The 21,442-nt window shown below is 65.7% G+C and carries 23 protein-coding genes; 15 read left to right on the top strand and 8 right to left on the bottom strand.

What is annotated here, in order from left to right; genetic code table 11:
* Positions 1–30 precede the first annotated feature (30 nt).
* A complete protein-coding gene (locus QJT82_RS24470) occupies positions 31–1,614 on the top strand; it encodes a DUF1800 family protein (RefSeq protein WP_028340567.1) in 1,584 nt (527 codons plus the stop codon).
* Positions 1,611–2,840 carry a DUF1501 domain-containing protein gene (locus QJT82_RS24465; RefSeq protein WP_028340566.1) on the top strand — a complete coding sequence of 410 codons (1,230 nt, stop codon included), beginning with the start codon at positions 1,611–1,613 and terminating at the stop codon, positions 2,838–2,840. Before QJT82_RS24470 ends, QJT82_RS24465 begins: the two co-directional genes overlap by 4 nt.
* 166 nt (positions 2,841–3,006) lie before the next feature.
* On the opposite strand, the gene QJT82_RS24460 is transcribed toward QJT82_RS24465, so the two are convergent.
* From QJT82_RS24460 to QJT82_RS24450, 3 genes are all read right to left on the bottom strand, one after another.
* Entirely contained in the window at positions 3,007–3,948 is a 942-nt protein-coding gene (locus tag QJT82_RS24460; RefSeq protein WP_028340565.1) for an aldo/keto reductase, read from the bottom strand.
* A 287-nt stretch (positions 3,949–4,235) separates the two neighbouring features.
* Positions 4,236–4,697: a GNAT family N-acetyltransferase gene (locus QJT82_RS24455; RefSeq protein ID WP_026193354.1), complete on the bottom strand. Its 462-nt coding sequence runs from the start codon at positions 4,695–4,697 to the stop codon at positions 4,236–4,238.
* 101 nt (positions 4,698–4,798) lie between these two features.
* Entirely contained in the window at positions 4,799–5,614 is an 816-nt protein-coding gene (locus QJT82_RS24450) for a PAS-domain containing protein (protein WP_028340564.1), read from the bottom strand.
* Between the two features lie 212 nt (positions 5,615–5,826).
* On the opposite strand from QJT82_RS24450, the gene QJT82_RS24445 reads away from it, so the two are divergent.
* Positions 5,827–6,180 carry a DMT family protein gene (locus QJT82_RS24445; protein WP_028336063.1) on the top strand — a complete coding sequence of 118 codons (354 nt, stop codon included), beginning with the start codon at positions 5,827–5,829 and terminating at the stop codon, positions 6,178–6,180.
* Positions 6,181–6,203: 23 nt separating this feature from the next.
* Here the strand turns inward: QJT82_RS24445 and QJT82_RS24440 are convergent, their stop codons facing one another.
* The 3 genes from QJT82_RS24440 to QJT82_RS24430 form a co-directional block, all read right to left on the bottom strand.
* A complete protein-coding gene (locus QJT82_RS24440) occupies positions 6,204–6,359 on the bottom strand; it encodes a hypothetical protein (RefSeq protein WP_162832398.1) in 156 nt (51 codons plus the stop codon).
* 61 nt (positions 6,360–6,420) lie between these two features.
* Entirely contained in the window at positions 6,421–6,597 is a 177-nt protein-coding gene (locus QJT82_RS24435; RefSeq protein ID WP_168859259.1) for a hypothetical protein, read from the bottom strand.
* A gap of 180 nt (positions 6,598–6,777) precedes the next feature.
* A complete protein-coding gene (locus QJT82_RS24430; protein ID WP_028336064.1) occupies positions 6,778–7,431 on the bottom strand; it encodes a glutathione S-transferase family protein in 654 nt (217 codons plus the stop codon).
* 113 nt (positions 7,432–7,544) lie between these two features.
* Here QJT82_RS24430 and QJT82_RS24425 point away from each other — a divergent pair, with 113 nt between their 5' ends.
* The 4 genes from QJT82_RS24425 (at position 7,545) to QJT82_RS24410 (ending at position 10,767) form a co-directional block, all read left to right on the top strand.
* Positions 7,545–7,736, top strand: a complete 192-nt coding sequence (locus tag QJT82_RS24425) for a hypothetical protein (RefSeq protein ID WP_155258481.1) — start codon at positions 7,545–7,547, stop codon at positions 7,734–7,736.
* A 321-nt stretch (positions 7,737–8,057) separates the two neighbouring features.
* Positions 8,058–9,260: a pyridoxal phosphate-dependent aminotransferase gene (locus tag QJT82_RS24420; protein ID WP_028340563.1), complete on the top strand. Its 1,203-nt coding sequence runs from the start codon at positions 8,058–8,060 to the stop codon at positions 9,258–9,260.
* 245 nt (positions 9,261–9,505) lie between these two features.
* Positions 9,506–10,027: a DUF992 domain-containing protein gene (locus QJT82_RS24415; protein WP_028340562.1), complete on the top strand. Its 522-nt coding sequence runs from the start codon at positions 9,506–9,508 to the stop codon at positions 10,025–10,027.
* 257 nt (positions 10,028–10,284) lie between these two features.
* Positions 10,285–10,767: a DUF992 domain-containing protein gene (locus QJT82_RS24410; RefSeq protein WP_028336066.1), complete on the top strand. Its 483-nt coding sequence runs from the start codon at positions 10,285–10,287 to the stop codon at positions 10,765–10,767.
* Here the strand turns inward: QJT82_RS24410 and QJT82_RS24405 are convergent.
* The gene (locus QJT82_RS24405; RefSeq protein WP_051447854.1) at positions 10,764–11,696 is read right to left on the bottom strand and encodes an alpha/beta hydrolase; all 933 of its coding nucleotides are present in this window, start codon (positions 11,694–11,696) and stop codon (positions 10,764–10,766) included. The genes QJT82_RS24410 and QJT82_RS24405 overlap by 4 nt on opposite strands.
* Before the next feature lie 124 nt (positions 11,697–11,820).
* Between QJT82_RS24405 and QJT82_RS24400 the strand changes: the two genes are divergently transcribed.
* The 6 genes from QJT82_RS24400 to QJT82_RS24375 all read left to right on the top strand — a co-directional run bounded on the left by QJT82_RS24400 (position 11,821) and on the right by QJT82_RS24375 (position 18,063).
* Positions 11,821–12,735, top strand: coding sequence for a LysR substrate-binding domain-containing protein (locus QJT82_RS24400; RefSeq protein WP_028340560.1), 915 nt, complete (start codon positions 11,821–11,823; stop codon positions 12,733–12,735).
* A gap of 159 nt (positions 12,736–12,894) precedes the next feature.
* Complete coding sequence (locus QJT82_RS24395) at positions 12,895–14,943, top strand: elongation factor G (RefSeq protein WP_028340559.1); 2,049 nt, start codon at positions 12,895–12,897, stop codon at positions 14,941–14,943.
* A gap of 199 nt (positions 14,944–15,142) precedes the next feature.
* A complete protein-coding gene (locus QJT82_RS24390; protein ID WP_264641724.1) occupies positions 15,143–15,592 on the top strand; it encodes a DUF1275 family protein in 450 nt (149 codons plus the stop codon).
* A gap of 31 nt (positions 15,593–15,623) precedes the next feature.
* Positions 15,624–16,466, top strand: coding sequence for a shikimate dehydrogenase (locus QJT82_RS24385; RefSeq protein ID WP_035631542.1), 843 nt, complete (start codon positions 15,624–15,626; stop codon positions 16,464–16,466).
* Positions 16,467–16,583: 117 nt separating this feature from the next.
* Positions 16,584–17,162 carry a hypothetical protein gene (locus QJT82_RS24380; RefSeq protein ID WP_196238155.1) on the top strand — a complete coding sequence of 193 codons (579 nt, stop codon included), beginning with the start codon at positions 16,584–16,586 and terminating at the stop codon, positions 17,160–17,162.
* 292 nt (positions 17,163–17,454) lie between these two features.
* Positions 17,455–18,063 (top strand): hypothetical protein, encoded by a 609-nt coding sequence (locus tag QJT82_RS24375; RefSeq protein WP_028340555.1) that lies wholly within the window; start codon positions 17,455–17,457, stop codon positions 18,061–18,063.
* A 259-nt stretch (positions 18,064–18,322) separates the two neighbouring features.
* Here QJT82_RS24375 and QJT82_RS24370 read toward each other — a convergent pair whose 3' ends face one another.
* Positions 18,323–19,459: an alpha-hydroxy acid oxidase gene (locus QJT82_RS24370; protein WP_028340554.1), complete on the bottom strand. Its 1,137-nt coding sequence runs from the start codon at positions 19,457–19,459 to the stop codon at positions 18,323–18,325.
* 142 nt (positions 19,460–19,601) lie between these two features.
* Here QJT82_RS24370 and QJT82_RS24365 point away from each other — a divergent pair, with 142 nt between their 5' ends.
* Both QJT82_RS24365 and glmM read left to right on the top strand, forming a co-directional pair.
* Positions 19,602–19,775: a hypothetical protein gene (locus tag QJT82_RS24365; protein WP_196238153.1), complete on the top strand. Its 174-nt coding sequence runs from the start codon at positions 19,602–19,604 to the stop codon at positions 19,773–19,775.
* Positions 19,776–19,991: 216 nt separating this feature from the next.
* On the top strand, positions 19,992–21,338 hold the full coding sequence (gene glmM / locus QJT82_RS24360; RefSeq protein ID WP_016846677.1) for a phosphoglucosamine mutase: 1,347 nt from the start codon (positions 19,992–19,994) through the stop codon (positions 21,336–21,338).
* Positions 21,339–21,442 lie beyond the last annotated feature (104 nt).

The raw sequence follows: 21,442 nt of genomic DNA, 5'->3' as shown, positions 1-21,442 counted from the left end.
ATCGCCCGGGAATTCGTCAAGGAAATTCTGATGGCCCGTGATTCGCAAGCCGCGCTGGTCGCCCTCAACCGGTTTGGATTCGGCGCCCGCGGCGGGGCGTCCGGCGACTTCATCAACGCGGCCTCCGATCCTCGCGGTTTCGTGCTGGCGGAACTGGCGCGTCCGAACGGCGCGCTGCTCGAAGTGCCGGGCCTGCTCTCGACACCCGAACTCGGCAAGCAGGTGTTCGACTATCAGTTCGAGATCCAGCAGGCGCGCAACGCCGCGAAGGCCGCGCAGCAAGGCGCGAGCGAAACGCCGCCGCAAGGACCGGACGCCAAGCCACAGCCGCGGCGCAACCTGTCGCTGCCCTCCGCCGCCAAGGAGATCGCCGGGAAGGATTCGGCGATGCAGGCGCAGGCGCCTGACAACGCCAATGCGGCGATGACGCCGTCGGCTCCGATGCAGCCTCCGACGATACAGCCGCTGGCCGGTCCGCCCAAGCCGCCGGCGCAGCCGCTCAACATCATCCAGAAGACGTTCCGCGCCGAGGCGCTGGCGCGGCTGCAACGCGGCGTGGTCGCCGATTGCGGCTTCGTCGAGCGGCTCGTGGTGTTCTGGTCCAACCACTTCTGCATCTCCGCCAACAAGGGCGCGCTGGCGCGGATGTGGGCCGGCGCGTTCGAGCGCGAGGCGATCCGTCCGCATGTGCTCGGCCGCTTCGGCGACATGCTGAAGGCCGTCGAGCAGCATCCCGCGATGCTGTTCTTTCTCGACAACCAGCAATCGCTCGGCCCGGAGTCGCGCGCCGGTATCAACCGCAATCGTGGCCTGAACGAGAACCTCGCGCGCGAGATCATGGAGCTGCATACGCTCGGCGTCGGCGGCGGCTACACCCAGGACGACGTGACGGCACTGGCGCGCGTCATCACCGGCTGGACCTTTGCCGGCCGCCGTGGCCAACTCGGCACGCCCGGCAGCTTCGTGTTCAATGCCAATGCGCACCAGCCCGGACCGCAGCAGGTGCTCGGCAAGACCTACGCGCAGGCCGGCGTCGCGCAGGGCGAGGCGGTGCTGTCTGATATCGCGCGGCATCCCTCGACCGCAAAATTCATCGCGACCAAATTCGCGCGCCACTTCGTCGCCGACGATCCGCCGCCGGCGCTGGTGGCGAGGCTAAAGGATACGTTCACGAAAACAGACGGCGATCTCGGGGCGCTGGCCACCACGCTAGTGCAGTCTAACGAGGCCTGGCAGGCGCCGCTGACGAAGATGCGTTCGCCTTACGAATTCCTGGTCGCATCCGGCCGCCTGCTGGCGCGCAATCCCGAAGATCCGGGCCGCTATCTCAATGGCCTCAACGTGCTCGGCCAGCCCTTGTGGTCGCCGGCCGGGCCGAACGGATTTCCGGACACCGCCGCGGCCTGGGCGGCACCTGAAGGCGTCAAGCTCAGGCTCGACATTTCGGCGCAAGTCGCCTCCCAGCTCGCCGACCGCTTCGACCCGCGCGACCTGCTCGAGCTCATTGCCGCCGATGCAGCCTCGCCCGAGACGCGGCGCACCATCGAGCGTGCGGAATCGCGGCAGCAGGCGCTGGCGCTGCTGTTGATGTCGCCCGAGTTCCAGAGGAGATGACGATGGAATGCTCCGAGAGCCTGATGCTGCAGGCGACGTCGCGGCGCGCGCTGCTGCTCGGCGGCGCCTCGTTTGCGGCCTGGGCGTATTTGCCGAAATTCGCGCGCGCGGCCGATGGCCGAGATCCGCGCTTCGTCACCATCATCCTGCGCGGCGCGCTCGACGGCCTCGCCACGGTCGCCCCGGTTGGCGACCCTGATTATGCCGGCCTGCATGGCGCGATCGCGCTGCGCCCCGATGGCCCGAACGCGGCGGTGATGCTCGATCCGTTCTTCGGCCTGCATCCGGCGATGCCGGAATTTTCGCGGATGTATCGCGCCAAGCAGGCCGCAGTCGTTCATGCAGTGGCGACCTCCTATCGCGATCGCTCGCATTTCGATGGCCAGGACGTGCTGGAGAGCGGCTTCCCCGGTCCGGGCCGCGTGCAGTCCGGCTGGCTGAACCGCGCGCTGGAGGCGCTGCCGAAAGGCGAGCGGGTGACGAGCGCGCTCGCGGTCGGCCCGACCACGCCGCTGGTGCTGCGCGGCGCGGCGCCGACCGTCGGCTGGGCCCCGACCGCTCTGCCGCAAGCCGCTGACGACACCGCGATGCGGCTGCTCGATCTCTATCAGCATCGCGATCCGGCGCTGGCAAGCGCGCTGACGCAAGGCTTACAGCTCGAGAAGCAGGCGCAGGGCGACGAAATGAAGCCGAAGCCCGGGGCGGGCGGCGTGGCGGCGATGCGCCTCGTGGCGCGCGGCGCCGCGAAATTGATGGCGGCCGATGACGGCCCGCGGATCGGCGCGCTCGCCTTCGACGGCTGGGATACCCATGCCAATGAAGGCGGGCCGGTCGGCCGCCTCGCGCAGCTGCTCGGCGGCCTCGACGGCTCGCTGGCGGAATTCCAGAGCGGGCTCGGCGCGCGCTGGCGCGACACCGTGATCGTGGTCGCGACCGAGTTCGGCCGCACCGCGCGCATCAACGGCACCGAGGGCACCGACCACGGCACCGGCACCATCGCGCTGCTCGCCGGCGGCGCCGTGAATGGCGGCCGCATGATCACCGACTGGCCGGGCCTCAAGCCCGCCAATCTCTACCAGGCCCGCGACCTCGCCCCGACCACCGACCTGCGCGCCGTGATCAAGGGCGTGCTGCACGACCAGTTCGGCCTTGGCGAACGCGTGCTGGCTGATGCCGTATTTCCGGACAGCGCCCCGGTAAAGCCGATGAAGGGGCTGGTAGCATAAGCGCTAGCTCCAACCACAACGTCGTCCCGGCGAAGGCCGGGACCCATTACCACCGAACTCGATTGCTGGAAAACGGTGGAGCCACAGCACGCCATAACCACGCGCATTAGTGGTAATGGGTCCCGGCCTGCGCCGGGACGACGCTGTGGTTACACGACCGCAGTGTCTACCCCTTCGTGATCCCATCAATCTCCGTCATCTCCTCCACGCTCAGCTTCCAGCTGATCGCCTTGACGTTCTGCTCGATCTGCTCGGGTCGCGTCGCGCCGGCGATGACGCTTGCGACTTGCGGGCGGGCGGCGAGCCAGGAGAAGGCGAGCTCGAGCATGGTGTGGCCGCGCTCCCTGGCAAACGCCTGCAGCTTCTCGACGATGTCCTCGTTGCGCGGCGTGACGTAGCGATCCTTCAGGGCCGGCGCCTTGGCGAAGCGGGTATCGGCGGGTGCAGCGGCGCCGCGCTGGTACTTGCCGGTCAACAGGCCGCTGGCGAGCGGGAAGAAGGGCAGCAGGCCGAGATTGTATTGCTGCGCCGCCGGCAGCAGGTCCTTTTCGATGTCGCGCACCAGGAGGCTGTATTCGTCCTGGCAGGACACGAAGCGGTTCACGTTCATCTGGCGCGCGACGTACTCGGCTTCGGCGATCCGCCAGGCCGGGAAGTTGGAGTTGCCAATGTAGCGCACCTTGCCCTGGCGGACGAGATCGTCGAGCGCGCGCAGCGTCTCGTCGATTGGTGTGAGCGGATCGTAGTCGTGCTGCTGGTAGAGATCGATATAGTCGGTCTTCAGGCGGGTGAGGCTCGCTTCGACCGCCGACATGATGTAGCGCCGCGAGGCGCCCTGTTTGGTGCCGTCGGTCGCCATCGGCTTGGAGAATTTGGTGGCGAGCACGATGTCCTTGCGGCGGTTGCCCAGCACGGTGCCGAGCACGGTCTCCGAGCCGCCCATGCCGGCATAGATGTCGGCTGTGTCGAACAGGGTGATGCCGAGATCGATCGCCTTGTGGATCACCTTGCGCGAGGTTTCGAGGTCGGTGCGCTGGCCGAAATTGTTGCAGCCGAGGCCGACCGCGGACACGCGCAGCCCGGAGCCGCCGAGATTACGAATTTCCATGAGACAATCCTGTGGGATAGGCGAGGGGTGCCGCGCATTGTGACAAGCACGCCAGGGCCCGGCAAGGTGCCGTCCTACCGCCGATCGCGCATGGCAAAGTCGCAAAAATGGCGATGTCGCAAAATGAGATGTCGCAAAAAAAGCGGTCCCGGTCAGACGCGGCGACTGACGGGGACCGCTCGGCGAAGATCTGAGACGGGGGGCCTGATCTGCGCGAGCGCAAGCCTAGCCGGGCTTTGTAACGTGCCGGTGACACCTCTGTTCAATCCACAGGCGCGGATGCGGGCTCAGACAATCTTGCGATAGATGACGAAGCCGGGCTTGTCCGCGACCTTGTCATAAAGCTGCATCGCGGTGTGGTTGGTCTCATGCGTCTGCCAGTAGACGCGCGGCGAACCCACGAGCCTGGCCTGCGTGTAGACACCGTTGATCAACGCGCGGCCAACGCCCTTGCCGCGCGCGGCTTCGCTGGTGAACAGATCCTGCAAATAGCAGGTCGGCGCGATCGCCGTGGTCGAGCGGTGAAACAGATAATGCGTCAGCCCGAGCAATCTGCCGCCGGCGTCGGCGACCAGTGCATGCACCGGCTCATAGGCATCGAAGAAACGCTCCCACGTCATCGCGGTGATCTCGGGCGCGAGCGCGGTCGGCCCGGATCGCTCATAGAAGGCATTGTAGCCGTCCCACAGAGGAAGCCACTGGGCGTAGTCGTCGCGCGTGACGAAGCGGATGGTGACGTCGTCGGCCATGGAGATTCCTGGATGATCCTGCTTGCGGGCGATGCGTCCGCACCGCCCGCGAGATTCTACCGTCGCTATCTCGCAGGATCAATTGCGGACGAGGTCGCGCCTCACTCGGCGGCGCGCAGCAGTCGCGCCAGATGGCGTTCGCGGCCGGCGCGCTGCGCCCGGTATTCGTCGGCTTTGGCGGGATCGTCGGTGTGCCGTACGAGGTCGGTGACCGGCGTGTAGCTCAGCATGCGGCCGCCGTCGGGCAGTGCGGTGCAGCTGAAGCGCAGCACCTGGCCGTCGGCGAGGCTGAGATTGATCGGCGTGGAGTCGCCGGCACGCATCATCGCGATGCGCTCGGCGATGAATGCGCTCAGCTCGTCCTCCGGCAGTTCATAGGCGCCGGTATCGCGGCCGTGATACATCAGCGCGACGAAGGGCGGCCTGCTGTCGGCCTGCGCATCGGACAGCGCGAAATAGTCGCGGAAGGCGCGGTTGATGAATTCGGCGCGGGTGTCGGCGTCGAGCAGCACGATGCCGATGTCGACCTGGTCGAGCGCGGCGGCGAGCCGCTCCGAGGTCGCGTGATGCTGCTGGTCGGCGGCAAAGGCGTCGATCCATTTCTGCCGCAGCATTCCGGTGATCACGGCGGTGCCGGCCGCGGTCGCCGCCAGCATCAGCATCCGCACGACGTCGGCGGTGTCGTAACCGGGCAGCGCGCGATGATCGAGGAAGAACAGCGCCGAGGCGGCCACCGCGATCGCGGCGGAGATCAGCCCGGAGGTGATGCCGCTGATCGAGCTCGCAAGCGCCACGATGCAGACGAACAGCGGCGCGGGATTGGGGACGGCGACAACGAGGCGATCGATCAGGAAGGCGGCGGATGCCGTGATCGCCGTCAGGGCCGGACCTGAAATGGCACGCCAGTCGAACCGCATGCGCGTTCTCGCTGTCTGTCAAACGAACGATAAAGCCGCAGTTTGACGACAGGGCCGCAACGGCGCCGGCATTTCCGTGACGACCGTTAAGCGGGCGTTGCGAGGGCCGAACCAGCTTTCGCTGCTTTCAAATCAAATGATATGCAGATCGGCGCGGAACCCGGTTCCGTGCCTGCGGGTTACCGCGTGCTTTGCTTGCAAGAGGACAATCGATGCCCGCCATTTCGCCTTCGCTGCTGCCGATCCTGATGCTGTTCGCCTCGAACGTCTTCATGACCTTCGCCTGGTACGGCCATCTCAAGTTCAAGGATCATTCGCTCCCCATCGTCATCCTGGTGAGCTGGGGCATCGCCTTCTTCGAATACTGGCTGGCGGTGCCGGCCAATCGCTGGGGCAGCGCGGTCTACTCGGCGGCGCAGCTCAAGACCATGCAGGAGGTGATCACGCTGGTCGTGTTCGCCGCCTTCTCGGTGTTGTACCTGAAGGAGCCGCTGGGCTGGAATCACGCGCTCGGATTTGCCTTCATCGCCGCCGGCGCGTTTCTCATCTTCCACAAATGGGGCTAGCGCATTTTGCGTTCGAGACGGCGCTAGTGGTGCGGGGCCGGCTTGGCGGCCGGCGTCGTGACATGCGCGGGGCGCGCGTGGTCTTCGCCTTGCGTGCCGGTCACGATCAGGAGCGATGCCGCTAGCAGGATCGCCGCCGACAGCGTCACGGTCACAAGTCCGACGGGGGTCTTCATCATGTCGCGCCGCTGTCTCTCCCGCGCCTTGCCGCGGATCAGGTGCCAACCGGAAATTGCTTGATTACGCCGGGATCGCCGTTGCCATGGTGATGTTGCTCGACAGCACGGTCACGGCGACGACCAGGCACAGCGTCAGCGCGCCAAGCGCGAGCGACGCGGCGATCGCGTTCGTCAGCCGGGATGATGCCACCGGGGCAGGGCGGCCATCGAAGCCTGCCGTGCCGGACCATCGTTTCATGGTCTAAATCCCTCAGGCCGCGAGCGAATCACTCGCGACATCCGCGCGAATCTGCCGGTTGTCACCGGCAACATTGCGGCGGCGGCGCCGTCCAAAAATGGCTAAAATGCGGCGGTGGCGCAGGTTTTGCCCGCTATTTAGGCAGTTTCCCCGTTATTCCCCGGATTCACACCCGGCCGTTCAGACGCCGGCCGCGAGCCGGGGCTCAGGCTCGGCCTCGGTACCAGGCTGCCAGTCCATCGAGACAAATCCGGGGGTCTGCTCGACCCGCTTGAGCCAGGCGCGGATCGACGGAAAGGTCGCCAGGTCGAAGTCGCAGCGGTCGGCGACGTGGGTGTAGCCGTAGAGGGCGATGTCGGCGACAGTGAGCTGTCCGGCGGCGAAATAGGTGTGTTCCTTGAGGTGATTCTCCATCACCTGCAGCGCCGCGTAGCCGCGCTCCATCCAGTCCTCCAGCGCGTGCGTCTGCAGGTCGCGTCCGCCCTTGACCAGCGACAGCCAGAAATAGGCGGCGCCGATGTTCGGCTCCAGCGCGTGCTGCTCGAAGAACATCCACTGCAGCGCCTCGGCGCGCTCGATCCGCGACTCCGGCGCCAGCGGTGTGCCGATCGCGACGTACCAGAGGATGGCATTGGACTCGGCGAGGTGGCGGCCTTCGGCGACCTCGAGCAACGGCACCTGGCCGCTCGGATTCTTGGCCAGGAATTCCGGGGTGCGGCTCTCGCCGCGCAGGATGTCGATCTCGATCGCCTCGTACGGCGTGTTCAGCACGGCAAGCGCCAGCCGGACCTTGTAGCTGTTGCCGGAGCGCTGCATCGAATAGAGCTTGTACATTGCGTCGGTGTTCACTCGGGTCAGGGAGACGGTACGCTCGAATTGCGCGGCCTGTCACACCGCAACGCCGCTAAACAATGATGCCGACGGGGGTGCGTCGCAAGCCCTGCAGTGTGGAAAAAGTCGAAACGTCTACCGCACTGCACGCGTGCAGAACGATTCCATCAACACGGCAGAACAACTCGGATCACGCCTGCGCGACGCTCTGCACGGTGCCGGTCGATGACAAGGTTGATACCAAGGTCGCGACCATGGCCGGCGCGCTGCAACCCTCAAACCTTAACGCGGCATCCTTGGCGGCATGACGCGCCGGTCTGCGTTGACGGCCCGCCGCTAGCGCTGTCAGGCAGGTGCCGCGCGGCATTGTCCTCGGAGCAATCCGCGCCGGCGCATGCCGCCGAAGGCCCTGCCGGCAAGGCCGGAGCTATGGTCACCGGCCTTGCCGGATATGAGTCATCCGGCGCCGGAACTTGCGGAAAATTGCGCGCACCGCGAGCCATGCGCGAAAGTTTTCGTGCTTTACCGCCAAGCTTCTTGCGGTGCAGCGGCGACAGGCCTAGGGTGCCGCGATCCCATTCAAATCAAGTCGTGGCCCAACGGCTCACGACGTTTGCCAGGAGATGATAATGGCCTTCCTGTCCGCTGCGCTCGACCGTGTGAAGCCGTCCGCGACGATCGCGGTCACGGACAAAGCACGCGCGCTGAAAGCCGCGGGCCGCAACGTCATCGGCCTCGGCGCCGGCGAGCCTGACTTCGATACGCCCGCCAACATCAAGCTCGCAGCGATCCACGCGATCGAGGCCGGCAAGACCAAGTACACCGACGTCGGCGGCATTCCGGAACTGAAGGAAGCCATCATCAACAAGTTCGCGCGCGAGAACGGCCTGACCTACAAGCCGAACCAGGTCATCGTCGGCACCGGCGGCAAGCAGGTGCTCTACAACGCGCTGATGGCGACCATCAATCCGGGCGACGAGGTGATCATCCCGGCGCCGTACTGGGTCAGCTATCCCGAGATGGTGGCGCTCGCCGGCGGCGAGTCGGTGCCGGTGGTTTGCCCGGCCTCGACCGGCTTCAAGCTGCGTCCGGAAGATCTCGAGAAGGCGATCACGCCGAAGACCAAATGGGTGATCCTGTGCTCGCCCTCGAACCCGACCGGCTCGGCCTATACGAAGAGCGAGCTCAAGGCGATCACCGACGTGCTGGTCAAGCATCCACATGTCTGGGTGATGACCGACGACATGTACGAGCACCTCGTCTATGACGACTTCGTCTTCACCACGGCGGCGCAGGTCGAGCCGAGCCTGTATGATCGCACGCTGACCGTGAACGGCGTGTCGAAGGCCTACTGCATGACCGGCTGGCGCATCGGCTATGCCGGCGGCCCGGCGCAGCTGATCAAGGCGATGGCGACGATCCAGTCGCAGTCGACCTCGAACCCGTCGTCGATCGCGCAGTGGGCGTCGGTCGAGGCGCTCAACGGTCCGCAGGACTTCATCGCCGCGAACAACAAGGTGTTCAAGGAGCGTCGCGACCTCGTGGTGTCGATGCTCAACCAGGCGAGCGGCATCGAGTGTCCGCGGCCGGAAGGCGCGTTCTATGTCTATCCGTCCTGCGCCGGCACGATCGGCAAGAAGGCGCCGTCGGGCAAGCTGATCGACAACGACGAGGCGTTCGTCACCGAATTGCTCGAGAGCGAAGGCGTCGCCGTGGTGCAGGGATCGGCATTCGGGCTCGGACCCGCGTTCCGCATTTCCTACGCCACCAAGACCTCCGATCTCGAGGATGCCTGCAAGCGCATCCAGCGCTTCTGCGGTAATCTGCGGTAGTTCGATCCGAACTTAAAAAACGCTCCCGCACCTGGTGCGGGAGCGTTTTTGTTTGTGTGCTGAAATCGCGCGCCGGTAAATTCGACGAGTCAAATCACATCCTGCTCACCTCACGCGCGTGTGTGCGAACATCGATGCCACACGCGGGAAGTTTTTACGGCGTCTTTGCGCACTGCCTTGTTTTGGACACGAGCCTTCCTTCCTGTCCGCCGCGCAAATTCAGTTCACCTTGCGGAGACAGTTCAATGCGACTTTCGACCCTCACCCTTGCAGCGCTTGCGTTGCTGGCGCCGTTCGCCACCGCCAACGCGGCGCCTCAGGTTCAAGCCGGGGTCCTGCAATGCCAGGGCGGCGAGAATGTCGGCTTCGTTGTCGGCTCTGTCGCGCGCCTCGAATGCGTGTTCCAGAGCGGCGGCCGTCGGCCCGAGCCCTATGTTGCGACCGTGAAGCGGATCGGCGTCGACCTCGGCGTCACCGCGACGACCCAGCTCGCCTGGGCCGTGAGCGCGCCAACCACGCAGCTCCCGCGCGGTGCGCTGGCCGGCAGCTACGGCGGCGTCGGCGTCAACGCCTCGGTCGGCCTCGGTGCCGGCGGTAACTTCCTGTTCGGCGGCCCGAACAACGCCTATGCGCTGCAGCCGGTCAGCGTGCAGGGCCAGACCGGCCTCAACGTTGCGGCCGGCATCGCCGGCATCGATCTCGAGCCGGTCCGCTACAACGGTCCGCGCCGGCATCACCGTCACCACCGTCATCATCACCACCACTAAGTTGGTTGGTGTTTGATCAAGAGGCCCGCGAAAGCGGGCCTCTTTTTTGTTGTCTGTTGTTTGCTGTCCGTTGCTCGACCACATCGGCAGGCCGGGAGGAACATAGCAGCGCCGCAACATCTCCTGACAATCGGTGGCCGGGCACCGCAAATTCTGGCTGGACATACGGTGTTGTGGCATAGGATGCGGACGGCGCCGCAGACACGGCGCCGTTCTGTTCTCTGCTCGCGTCATGCCTCTCAGCCGGAGACTCCGCCATGCGTCGCTTCACTCTCCTCGCCGGTGCTGCCATTGCCACGCTGACCGCAATCGTCGGCGCCAGCGCCCAACAGCCGATCCAGCGCGTGCAGGTCGGCGTCTTGGAATGCCGCGGTGGCGCGAGCGTCGGCTTCATCGTCGGTTCCGTGACCCATCTCGGTTGCGTGCTGCGCGCCAATGGTCTGCCTGAGGATCGCTACATCGCGACCATCCAGAAGGTCGGCATCGATCTCGGCATCACCCAGGAATCGGCGCTGGCCTGGGGCGTCTATGCACCGGTGGAGCGGCTCGGGCCGGGTGCGCTCTCCGGCAACTATGCCGGCGCGCAGGGCAGCGCGACGCTCGGTGTCGGCGTCGGCGGCAACGTGCTGGTCGGCGGCTCCGACAACACGATCGCCCTGCAGCCGCTCAGCGTGCAGGGCCAGGTCGGCATCAACATCGCCGCCGGCCTCGAGAGCCTGGAGCTGCGTCCGGGCCGCTAACGCGCGCCCCTGCGGTTGATCAGCTTGCCGAAGAAGTCGCTCGCTTCTTCGGCAACGATCGCGGGCGCCTCGGCGTGAACGTAATGCCCGGTCTCGACGAACCTGATCGAAGGTTCGCTCCAATAGTCTCCCAACCTGTCCGACCATTCGGGCGCGATCAACGGATCGCGACGGCCCCAGAGAAAGCGCGAGGGCACGTCGATGCGCGGCTGCGCCGGCAGCATGCCTTCCAGCCAGAGCCGGCGATTGGGCGCGGACGAGAGATACCAGTCGAAGCCGCCCTGGATGTTGCCCGGCTTCATGAAGTTGTCGACATAGGCTTCCAGCAGATCGCCGAACACGGCGGGATCGTCGCGCGACCAGTGGTCGAGGAAATGTCGGAAGTAGAGCCGGCATGACTCGCGCGAGCTTCCGACCAGTTGCGCGGCCCATGGCAGCTGCTGGAAGTATTGATACCAGACCTCGATCAGGTGGCCGGGCTGGCCGTAGCGCTGGCCGAGGCCCGGATAGGGCGTGCAGAGATAGAGCGTGCCGGTCAGCCGTTGCGGCTGTCGATGCGACATCGCCTGCATGACATAGGCGCCGAGATCGCCGCCGATCACGCCGAAGCGGTCATGACCGAGCGCGTCCATGACGGCAAACATATCCAGCGCGTGGCGCTCCGCGGTGGCGGACGCATCGGGCCCCGGTGTCGGCTTGCCGGTGTCGCCGCAGCCGCGCAAGTCGGGCGCGATCAGTTCAAAACTGTCGCCGAGGCGCAGCATCAGCGGGCGCCACACCAGCCAGAACTCCGGCCAGCCGTGAAGCAGGAGCAGCGGCGGCCCTTTGCCGAAGCGCGCGATATTGACCCGCAGGCCGCCGATATCGATCTTCTGTTGTGTGATGCCTGCCGCGGCTGCATCCGCGAAGGCTTTTTCCAGCGCCGTCATGGGGACCCCCTGTGGTTTGCCGCAGGCTGTCCGCGTTCGCGCATCCGGTCCAATACTCGTTCGATACGGTTGCAGAGCTATTGCGTATGACTGACGGCACCCGCCGCCGTGCTATACCGCCGGCATGGAATTGCGACACCTCAGATATTTCGTGGCGCTCGGTGAGGAATTGAATTTCACCCGCGCGGCCGAGCGGCTGCACATCGCGCAACCGCCGCTGAGCCAGCAGATCCGTCAGCTCGAGGACGAACTCGGCGTGACGTTGCTGCAGCGGAATAGCCGTCCTGTCAGGCTCACCGAGGCGGGCGAGCTGTTGCTTGCGCGCGCCCGCGCGCTGCTCGCAAATTTCGAGGCCGCGGTCGCGGACACGCGGCGCGTCGGGCGCGGCCAGGCCGGCAAGCTCGCGATCGGATTCGTCGGCTCCGCGATGTTCGCCGGTCTGCCCGATCTCATCGGCAGCTATCGCGACGCCTGTCCCGACGTCGAGCTCGTGCTCGACGAGATGCTGGCGGCCGAGATTGCCGAAGCGCTGCGGCGACGCCGGATCGATGTCGGCTTCGCACGCCCGGCGCTATTGCCGGAGGCGGGTCTTGCCCAGCGCCTGATCCTGGAGGAGCCCTATGTCGCGGCGTTGCCGCGCGCGCATCCGCTTGCCGAGAGGGACGACATTGCGCTTGCCGAATTGTCCGACGATGCCTTCGTGCTGTATCCGGCGCGACCGGAGCCGTCGGTCACCGGCCTGATCGTCGCCGCGTGCCAGGCCGCCGGCTTCACGCCGCGGCTCGCGCAGGAGGTGCTGCATCTGCAAACCGCGATTGGCCTGATCGCCGCCGGCGTCGGTGTATCGCTCGTCCCGGAGGCCGCTGCACGCGCACAGGCCGGTCGCGGCGTGGCGTATGTCCGCTTGGCCGCGCCGGCGATGACGGCTCCGCTCACGATTGCGTGGCGCGATGAAGATGTCTCGCCCGCCGTGCAGCGTCTGCTCGACCTTGCGACACGCTTGCGCGAGATTGCTCCGGGACTTGCGCGAAGGAACTGACGCAGCGGCCGCAATTGTCCGGACGATGGCTCGGGATTGCAAACTTACGCGACGCCGCACCGCAGCGACGTTTTCCCGCTTGCCAAATGTCAAACGCAGGCAGAGCATAAACGGTCGCCGACCCAATCATGGGCCGAGCTCCAAAACGAGGAGGCGGCAATGGGACAAGACGTCAGAAGTCCCCGAGGTCCACGGTGCATCGCATTGGTGGGCCCTTTCCAAAGCGGTAAAACCACACTTCTGGAAGCGATCCTGGCGCGCACTGGCGCCATTAAGAATGCCGGCAGCGTCGATGCCGGAACCTCCGTCGGCGATGCCAGCCCCGAGGCGCGTCAGCACAAGATGGGCGTAGGCCTGACCGCCGCCACCACCACCTTTATGGGGGACAGCTACACCTTTATCGATTGTCCTGGCTCGGTCGAATTCGCGCACGACATGCGTGCAGCGTTGCCGGCGGTCGATGCCGCGGTCGTGGTCTGCGAAGCCGACGAGAAGAAACTGCCGCAGCTGCAGATCATCCTGCGCGAGCTCGAGGAGCTCGGAATTCCCCGTTTTCTATTCCTGAACAAGATCGACCGCGCCAACAAGCGCGTCCGCGAGACGCTTGCGACGCTGCAACCGGCCTCGCGCGTGCCGCTGGTGCTGCGCCAGATCCCGATCTGGAACGGCGATCTGATCGAAGGCTTCGTCGATCTCGCACTGGAGCGCGCTTTCGTCTATCGCGAGCACAAGCCCTCTGAGGTGATGGCGCTCGAGGGCGGCAATCTCGATCGCGAGAAGGAAGCGCGCTTCTCGATGCTGGAGAAGCTCGCCGATCATGACGACGCGCTGATGGAGCAATTGCTGGAGGATATCCAGCCACCGCGCGATGCCGTGTTCGACGATCTCGCCCGCGAACTGCGCGAAGGGCTGATCTGTCCGGTGCTGCTCGGCGCCGCGAGCCGCGAGAACGGCGTGCTGCGCCTGATGAAGGCGCTGCGCCATGAGGCGCCCGGCGTTGCCGAGACCGCCGGCCGGCTCGGCATCAAGGACCAAAAGGATGCGCTGGCCTACGTGTTCAAGACCGTGCACTTGCAGCACGGCGGCAAGCTGTCGCTTGCGCGCGTGCTTGCGGGCCGGCTCGACGACGGCGTGACGCTGCAATCCTCAAGCGGCGAGAGCGGGCGGGTCTCCGGCATCCTCGCGGTCTCGGGCGCGCATGACAGCAAGCGGCCGCAGGCCGAGGCCGGCGACACTGTCGCGCTCGGCAAGCTCGATGCGATCAAGACCGGCGATACGGTCTCGAGCGGCAAGACGGCGCCGGCCTCGCTGGTCAAGGTCGAGCCGGCCGCGGCCGTGCTGTCGATCTCGATTGCCGCGACCGACCGCAAGGACGACGTCAAGCTCGGCCAGGCGCTGCTGCGGCTGAACGAGGAAGATCCCTCGCTGACGATGATCCAGAACCCGCGCACCCACGACACCGTGCTGTGGGGGCAGGGCGAGATGCATCTGCGCGTGGCGCAGGAGCGGCTGAAGGACCGTTACGGCGTCAACGTCAAATCGCATCCGCCGGCGATCGGCTACCAGGAAACCATCCGCAAGCCGATCACTCAGCGCGGCCGGCACAAGAAGCAGTCCGGCGGCCACGGCCAGTTCGGTGATGTCGTGCTCGACATCAAGCCGAAGCCGCGTGGTTCCGGCTTCGAATTCCACGAGAAGGTGGTCGGCGGCGCGGTGCCGCGCAACTATATCGGCGCGGTGGAAGAGGGCGTCGTCGACGCGCTGGCGCGTGGCCCGCTCGGCTTTCCCGTGATCGACGTCGACGTCACGCTGACCGACGGCTCCTATCACAGCGTCGACTCGTCCGATCTCGCGTTCCGCACCGCGGCGCGGATCGGAGTCAGCGAGGGGTTGCCGCAGTGCCAGCCGGTGCTGCTGGAGCCGATCCATATGGTCGAGATCGTCTGTCCGAACGAAGCGACCGCCAAGATCAACGCGATCCTGTCGGCGCGCCGCGGCCAGATCCTCGGCTTCGACACCCGCGAGGGCTGGAGCGGCTGGGATTGCGTCCGCGCCACGATGCCGGAATCCGAGATCGGCGACTTGATCGTCGAGCTGCGCTCCGCCACCGCCGGCGCCGGCACCTTCACCCGCCAGTTCGACCGCATGGCCGAAGTGACGGGCCGTGCCGCCGACCAGATCATCGCCGCGCATCGCGACGCGGCCTGATCCAATTGTCATTCCGGAGCGCTCGCGCCCGCGAGCGAATCCGGAATCTCGAGATTCCCCAATGCGCAATCGCGCATTGGGATTCGATGCTGTCGCATTGCCCCGTAATGACGGGGAGACTGCTTCGCTCCCTTCCTTCCCAAGCCGACTGCTTTCATGAACATTGTCGTTCTGAACACTTGGAGCGATTCCCACCGTCATGCTTGAATCCCGCCGTAACCTGGCGCTGGCCTGCGCACTCAGCGCGCTGGCGCATCGCCAGCCCCTGCTCCTGCTCGTCGAGGCGTGGCTGCTCACGGCGGCGGCGGTGGCCTATGCCCATGGCCTGTCGAACGCCGCGGTCGCCGCTATCGTGCTGGCGATGGGGCTCGAGAACGCCGTATTCCAGCTCGAAGGCGGCGCCGGGCTCGGTCTGACCTATGTCACCGGGGCGCTGGTGAAGACCGGTCAGCTGATCGCCGCAGCGCTCACCGGCGGCGCGGGCTGGGCCTGGCTGCCGAACCTGCTGCTGTGGGCGGCGCTGGTCGCGGGCGCGCTCGCCGGCGCGATGGCCTATGGCTGGATCAACCTCGCCGCGATCTGGTTCGCCGCAGCCGCCGCGTTCGCCCTCAGCGCGCTGGTTGCCGCATCCGCGAACCGGACGCATTGACAGCGCGCCCGCCTTGGCCGATGTCACAATCATGACGTCCTCAAGCAAAACCCGCGCCGCGTGCCTGATCGGCTGGCCCGCCGCGCATTCCCGCTCGCCGTTGATCCATCATTACTGGCTGCGCACGCTCGGCATCGAGGGCGGCTATGTGATCGAGGCGGTGCCGCCGGAGGATTTCAAGGATTTCCTGTTTCGCCTGTCGCTGCGCGGCTTTGTCGGCGCCAACGTCACCATTCCGCACAAGGAGCGCGCGCTGGCGCTGTCGGCGCCGGACGAGCGCGCCCGTGCCGTCGGCGCCGCCAACACGCTATGGTTCGCCGATGGTGAGTTGCGCTCGACCAACACCGATGTCGAAGGCTTCATCAACAATCTCGACGCCTGCGCGCCCGGCTGGGACAAGACCGCGGACGCGCTGGTGCTCGGCGCCGGTGGCGCGGCACGTGCGGTGGTGTTCGGCCTGATCGAGCGCGGCATCGCGCGGGTGCATCTGGTCAACCGCAGCATCGATCGAGCCCGCGCGCTGGCCGGGCAATTCGGCGCGCGGGTTCATCCCGCGACCTGGGACAAGGTTGATGGGCTGCTGCCGCGCGCCGGCCTGCTGGTGAATACCACCTCGCTCGGCATGCATGGTCAGCCCGCGCTCGAGGTCGATGTCGGTCTGCTGCCGCAGGGCGCGGTTGTCTCCGACCTCGTCTATGTACCGCTGGTGACGCCGCTGCTTGCGGCGGCAGAGGCGCGTGGTCTGAAGACCGCTGATGGACTAGGCATGCTGCTGCATCAGGCGGTGCGCGGTTTCGAATTGTGGTTCGGGCGGCGTCCGCAGGTCACGCCGGAACTGCGTGCGCTTGTTGAGGCCGATCTCACAAAGACTTGAGGCCTGGAATAGCATCTCCGGAACGGGGTCTGGTGTTAGTCCCCCCGCGTTCCCTCCCGGAGATCAGTTATGCCTGCCAGCCGTTCCCATCTCATTCGGCCGTTCATTGCGCTCGCGATGGTGACGGTGTCCACGCTCTACGCGCTCGCTCAGCAGCCGCCGACGCCGACGCGGGTGCGTGGAACCGTCGAGAGCGTCGACGGCGATACGCTCGCGGTGAAGTCGCGCAGCGGCGAGGACGTCAAGCTGCACATGGCAGGCAACATGGTGGTGCTCGGTCTCACCAAGGTCGCGCTGTCCGACATCAAGGTCGGTTCCTTCATCGGCACGACCACCGTGCCCGGACCCGACGGCACACCGAAGGCGGTCGAGGTGCATGTCTTCCCGGAGAACATGCGCGGCACCGGCGAAGGGTCGCGACCCTACGACCTGAAGCCGAACAGCAGCATGACCAATGCGACGGTCGCGCAATCCGTCGTCAGCAATGACGGCCACACATTGCTGGTCAAATACAAGGACGGCGAGAAGAAGGTGGAGGTCGCCCCCGATACCCCGGTCGTGACCTATGTTCCCGGCGACAGAGCGGACCTGAAGGCCGGCGCCAAGGTGATCGCTTTCATGAAGAAACTGCCGGACGGCTCGCTTGAAACCGATCGCGTCAGCGTCGGCCGCGACGGCCTCACGCCGCCGATGTGACGCACAATGTCATCCCGGGGCGATGCGAAGCGTCGAACCCCAATGCGCAATTGCGCATTGGGGATCTCGAGATTCCGGGTCTGGTCCTTCGGACCATCCCGGAATGACGATCTGAACGGGCCACATCAGAACACGCGAGCGCATCACCTGTCCGTTATCGCAGTAACGGCACCCTCATCCGGCGCGTAGTTGTCGTGTGAGCCGTCGCTTCCGCGAGAAGTTGTGGCTTGCACGGAATACCACCAATTCCCCGGTGTTCCCTAATCCGCCAGCCCAACCCATGAGGGACACCATGCCGAAATCGCCGCTGTTCGCCGCGTTGCTTCTTGTTGCCTTTGCCTCGGCTGCATCTGCACAGCAGCCGCCGGCGGTGCGCATTCGCGGCACCATCGAGGCCGTCGACGGCGCCATGCTGTCGATCAAATCGCGCGACGGCGCCGACATGAAGGTGCGGACCACCGACAACGTCGCGGTGTTCGGCGTCGCCAAGACCGATCTGTCGGAGATCAAGCCAGGTTCCTATATCGGCGTCACCGCGATGCCCGAGCCCGACGGGACGCAGAAGGCGATCGCGGTTCACATCTTCCCGGAGAACCAGCGCGGCGCCGCCGAAGGCTTCCGCCCCTGGGACCTGCGCGCCAACTCGACCATGACCAATGCCACCGTCGCCGAGACCGTGAAGGGCACCGACGGCCAGAACATCACGGTGAAGTACAAGGACGGCGAGAAGAAAGTCGTGGTGCCGCCGGGCACCCCGGTCGTCACCTTCGTCGCCGGCGACAAGTCGGAGCTGAAGCCAGGCGCCAAGATCATCATCTTCGGCGCGGTGAAGAAGGACGACGGCACACTGGAAGCCAACCGCGTCAATGTCGGACGCGACGGGATCGCACCGCCGATGTGAGGCTGAACAGGCTCTGCTGTCGTCCCTGCGAAAGCAGGGACCCATAACCACAGGGTTGAGTTGCTGAAGCGCGCTGTCGCCGCAGCGCTGGGAAACGACGGCCATCGGTGGTTATGGGTCCCGGGTCGCGCTTCGCTTGCCCGGGACGACGAAGATTGCGTAGCCCGGATGGAGCGCAGCGCAATCCGGGCCCAATCTATCCGCGAGGAAGACCCGGATTAGCTTCGCTTCATCCGGGCTACGATAATAGCGCCGGCGGCTAAACCGCCAGCACGTGATCGTCGATCTCGGCGATGGTGTTGACGCCGCACAGCCCCATCGTGGTGGTGAGCTCCTTGCCGAGGATATCGATCGCCTTGGCGACGCCTTCCTGGCCGCCGGCGCCGAGGCCGTAGGCATAGGCGCGGCCGATCATGCAGGACTTCGCGCCGAGCGCCAGCGCCCGCATGACGTCCATGCCGGTGCGGATGCCGCCGTCGAACATGATCTCGAGCTTCGAGCCGACCTCATCGACGATCTCCGGCAGCACCTCGATCGAGGACGGCGCGCCGTCGAGCTGGCGGCCGCCATGGTTGGAGACCACGATCGCCTGCGCGCCGGTCTTGGCGGCAAGCTCGGCGTCCTCGACATCGAGAATCCCTTTGAGGATCAGCTTGCCCGGCCAGATGCTGCGGATCCAGTCGATGTCCTTCCAGCTCAGCGAGGTGTCGAACTGCGAGGCGGTCCATTCCGACAGTTTCGTCAGATCTTCGGTGCCTTTGACGTGGCCGGCAATGTTGCCGAAGGTGCGGCGCTTGCCTTGCAGCACGCCTGACACCCAGGCGGGCTTGGTCGCGAAGTCGATCAGCTTCGACAGCGACCATTCCGGCGGCACCGTCATGCCGTTCTTGATGTCCTGGTGGCGCTGGCCGATCACCTGCAGGTCGACGGTCAACACCAGCGCCGAGCATTTCGCGGCGATCGCGCGCTCGATCAGCGACTTGATGAAGCCGCGGTCCTTCATGACGTAGAGCTGGAACCAGAACGGCTTGTCGACGGCGGCCGCGATGTCCTCGATCGAGCAGATCGACATCGTGCTCTGGGTGAAGGGAATGCCGGCCGCCTGCGCGGCGCGGCAGGCGTAGATCTCGCCGTCGCCATGCTGCATGCCGAGCAGGCCGACCGGCGCCAGGATCAGCGGCATCGCGGCCGGCTCGCCGAGGATCGTGGTCGCCAGGGTGCGCTTGGACACATCGACCAGGATGCGCTGGCGGAACTTGATCTGCTGCAGATCTTCCGAATTCGCGCGCAGCGTGTCCTCGGTGTAGGAGCCGCGGTCCGCATAATCGAAAAACGCCTTCGGCACCCGGCGCTTGTGCAGCTGGCGCAGATCTTCGATGCAGGTAATGTGCTTCATGGACGTTCCCGGCCCTTCTTCTGTGTCGCAAGTTCGATGTCGCGAGCCTTGTTTTGAGCAGCAAGTCTTGCGGGTGTTCGATCTTGTCGTCATCTAGCATGGATGGGTGGCCTGCCAAATCGAAGACGGATGGGAGAGCGCGATGACCCAATCAGGCTCCAAGCCGAAAGCAGACGAGAACGCCGAGAAGCGCCGGCTCGACGAGGCCCTGGAGGAGGGGCTGGAGGAGACGTTTCCCGGTTCCGACCCCGTCAATGTCACCCAGCCGGCCCCCACCAAGGGCGACCAGCACGTCAAGCGCAGCGGCAAAGGGTAGGGGACAGGGTTCGTTCCCGAGGTTGCCGAAAGAGCGATAATGTTATATCTTTCAGTGCGTTAAAGTCGAAGCGCGGGGTTTGGCCCCGGTAATGATTCATCATATTTTTTGAAGTCATTTTAGTGCCTGGCAGTCTATAAGGCCGATGCACGCTAGACTGGTAGGCGTTCGGGACTCTCTCGCCGGGTGGTTCGAGAGGTCCGTGTTGGGGGTTACATGAGCCGCAAATATTTCGGGACCGATGGAATTCGGGGCCGCGCCAATGGACTGATCACGCCGGAGCTCGCGCTCAAGGTGGGGCAGGCCGCGGGATTGGTGTTTCAGCGTGGCGACCATCGCCATCGCGTCGTGATCGGCAAGGACACGCGGCTGTCCGGCTACATGATCGAATACGCCATGGTCGCGGGTTTCACCTCGGTCGGTATGGACGTGCTGCTGGTCGGCCCGATGCCGACCCCGGCGATCGCGATGCTCACCAAGTCGATGCGCGCCGACCTCGGCGTCATGATCTCGGCGTCGCATAATCTTTTCGAGGACAACGGCATCAAGCTGTTCGGCCCGCAGGGCTTCAAGCTGTCCGACGATGTCGAGAAGCAGATCGAGCAGCTGCTCGACGAATCGCTCGACCGCCGCCTGGCGCAGAGCGCGAGCCTCGGCCGCGCCCGCCGCATCGACGGCGTCCATGACCGCTACATCGAATTCGCCAAGCGCACGCTGCCGCGCGATCTCTCGCTCGACGGCCTGCGCGTCGTGGTCGACTGCGCCAACGGCGCCGCCTACAAGGTGGTGCCGGAAGCGCTGTGGGAGCTCGGCGCCGACGTGGTGCCGATCGGGGTCGAACCCGACGGCTTCAACATCAACAAGGAATGCGGATCCACCTCGCCGGAAGCGCTCTCGCGGAAGGTGCGCGAGATGCGCGCCGACATCGGCATCGCGCTCGACGGCGATGCCGATCGCGTCATCCTGGTCGACGAGCGCGGCCACATCGTCGACGGCGACCAGCTGCTCGCGGTGATCGCGCAGAGCTGGAAGGAGGAGGGGCGCCTCGCCAAGCCCGGTATCGTCACGACCGTGATGTCCAATCTCGGGCTGGAGCGCTTCCTGCAGGGCCTCGGGCTGCAGATGGTCCGCACGCCGGTCGGCGATCGCTATGTGCTCGAGCAGATGCTGAGCGGCGGCTACAATCTCGGCGGCGAGCCGTCGGGCCATATCATCATGTCGGACTATTCGACGACCGGCGACGGTTTCGTCGCGGCGCTGCAGGTGCTGGCCGTGGTGCAGAAGCTGCGCCGCCCGGTGTCGGAGATCTGCCGGCGTTTCGATCCATTGCCGCAGATCCTGAAGAACGTGCGCTATCGCAGCGGCAAGCCGCTCGACGACGCCGAGGTCAAATCCGCGATCACCGACGGCGAGAAGCGCCTCAACGGCCATGGCCGTCTCTTGATCCGTCCCTCCGGCACCGAACCTGTGATCCGCGTCATGGGCGAAGGCGACGATCGCATCCTGGTGGAAGAGGTCGTCGACAACATCGTCAGCGCACTCGGCCACGCCGCCGCGGCTTAAGCTCCGTCCGGCCTCGTCAGCTCGTGATCCGTCATCCTGAGAGGCTGTGAATCTATGTGATTTGAGGCGTTTCCGTTTGCGGAACGGTGAGTCGAATGATTCTC

Origin of the sequence: Bradyrhizobium sp. Mp19 (assembly GCF_029952935.1) — a bacterium.
GTDB classification, from domain to species: domain Bacteria; phylum Pseudomonadota; class Alphaproteobacteria; order Rhizobiales; family Xanthobacteraceae; genus Bradyrhizobium; species Bradyrhizobium elkanii.
The sequence above is the reverse complement of the archived record's forward strand: the minus strand, read 5'-3'. Positions and strand labels throughout refer to the sequence as shown.

Bases quoted from the DNA above. Each gene is read 5' to 3' on its own strand.
- QJT82_RS24450 (WP_028340564.1), bottom strand. From the start codon at position 5,614: ATGCGGTTCGACTGGCGTGCCATTTCAGGTCCGGCCCTGACGGCGATC.
- QJT82_RS24460 (WP_028340565.1), bottom strand. From the start codon at position 3,948: ATGGAAATTCGTAATCTCGGCGGCTCCGGGCTGCGCGTGTCCGCGGTC.
- QJT82_RS24420 (WP_028340563.1), top strand. From the start codon at position 8,058: ATGGCCTTCCTGTCCGCTGCGCTCGACCGTGTGAAGCCGTCCGCGACG.
- QJT82_RS24370 (WP_028340554.1), bottom strand. From the start codon at position 19,459: ATGAAGCACATTACCTGCATCGAAGATCTGCGCCAGCTGCACAAGCGC.
- QJT82_RS24365 (WP_196238153.1), top strand. From the start codon at position 19,602: ATGACCCAATCAGGCTCCAAGCCGAAAGCAGACGAGAACGCCGAGAAG.
- QJT82_RS24405 (WP_051447854.1), bottom strand. From the start codon at position 11,696: ATGACGGCGCTGGAAAAAGCCTTCGCGGATGCAGCCGCGGCAGGCATC.
- QJT82_RS24400 (WP_028340560.1), top strand. From the start codon at position 11,821: ATGGAATTGCGACACCTCAGATATTTCGTGGCGCTCGGTGAGGAATTG.
- QJT82_RS24395 (WP_028340559.1), top strand. From the start codon at position 12,895: ATGGGACAAGACGTCAGAAGTCCCCGAGGTCCACGGTGCATCGCATTG.
- QJT82_RS24385 (WP_035631542.1), top strand. From the start codon at position 15,624: ATGACGTCCTCAAGCAAAACCCGCGCCGCGTGCCTGATCGGCTGGCCC.
- QJT82_RS24455 (WP_026193354.1), bottom strand. From the start codon at position 4,697: ATGGCCGACGACGTCACCATCCGCTTCGTCACGCGCGACGACTACGCC.
- QJT82_RS24380 (WP_196238155.1), top strand. From the start codon at position 16,584: ATGGTGACGGTGTCCACGCTCTACGCGCTCGCTCAGCAGCCGCCGACG.
- QJT82_RS24430 (WP_028336064.1), bottom strand. From the start codon at position 7,431: ATGTACAAGCTCTATTCGATGCAGCGCTCCGGCAACAGCTACAAGGTC.
- QJT82_RS24390 (WP_264641724.1), top strand. From the start codon at position 15,143: ATGCTTGAATCCCGCCGTAACCTGGCGCTGGCCTGCGCACTCAGCGCG.
- QJT82_RS24440 (WP_162832398.1), bottom strand. From the start codon at position 6,359: ATGATGAAGACCCCCGTCGGACTTGTGACCGTGACGCTGTCGGCGGCG.
- QJT82_RS24465 (WP_028340566.1), top strand. From the start codon at position 1,611: ATGACGATGGAATGCTCCGAGAGCCTGATGCTGCAGGCGACGTCGCGG.
- QJT82_RS24435 (WP_168859259.1), bottom strand. From the start codon at position 6,597: ATGAAACGATGGTCCGGCACGGCAGGCTTCGATGGCCGCCCTGCCCCG.
- QJT82_RS24375 (WP_028340555.1), top strand. From the start codon at position 17,455: ATGCCGAAATCGCCGCTGTTCGCCGCGTTGCTTCTTGTTGCCTTTGCC.
- QJT82_RS24410 (WP_028336066.1), top strand. From the start codon at position 10,285: ATGCGTCGCTTCACTCTCCTCGCCGGTGCTGCCATTGCCACGCTGACC.
- QJT82_RS24415 (WP_028340562.1), top strand. From the start codon at position 9,506: ATGCGACTTTCGACCCTCACCCTTGCAGCGCTTGCGTTGCTGGCGCCG.
- QJT82_RS24470 (WP_028340567.1), top strand. From the start codon at position 31: ATGGCCCGTGATTCGCAAGCCGCGCTGGTCGCCCTCAACCGGTTTGGA.
- QJT82_RS24445 (WP_028336063.1), top strand. From the start codon at position 5,827: ATGCCCGCCATTTCGCCTTCGCTGCTGCCGATCCTGATGCTGTTCGCC.
- glmM (WP_016846677.1), top strand. From the start codon at position 19,992: ATGAGCCGCAAATATTTCGGGACCGATGGAATTCGGGGCCGCGCCAAT.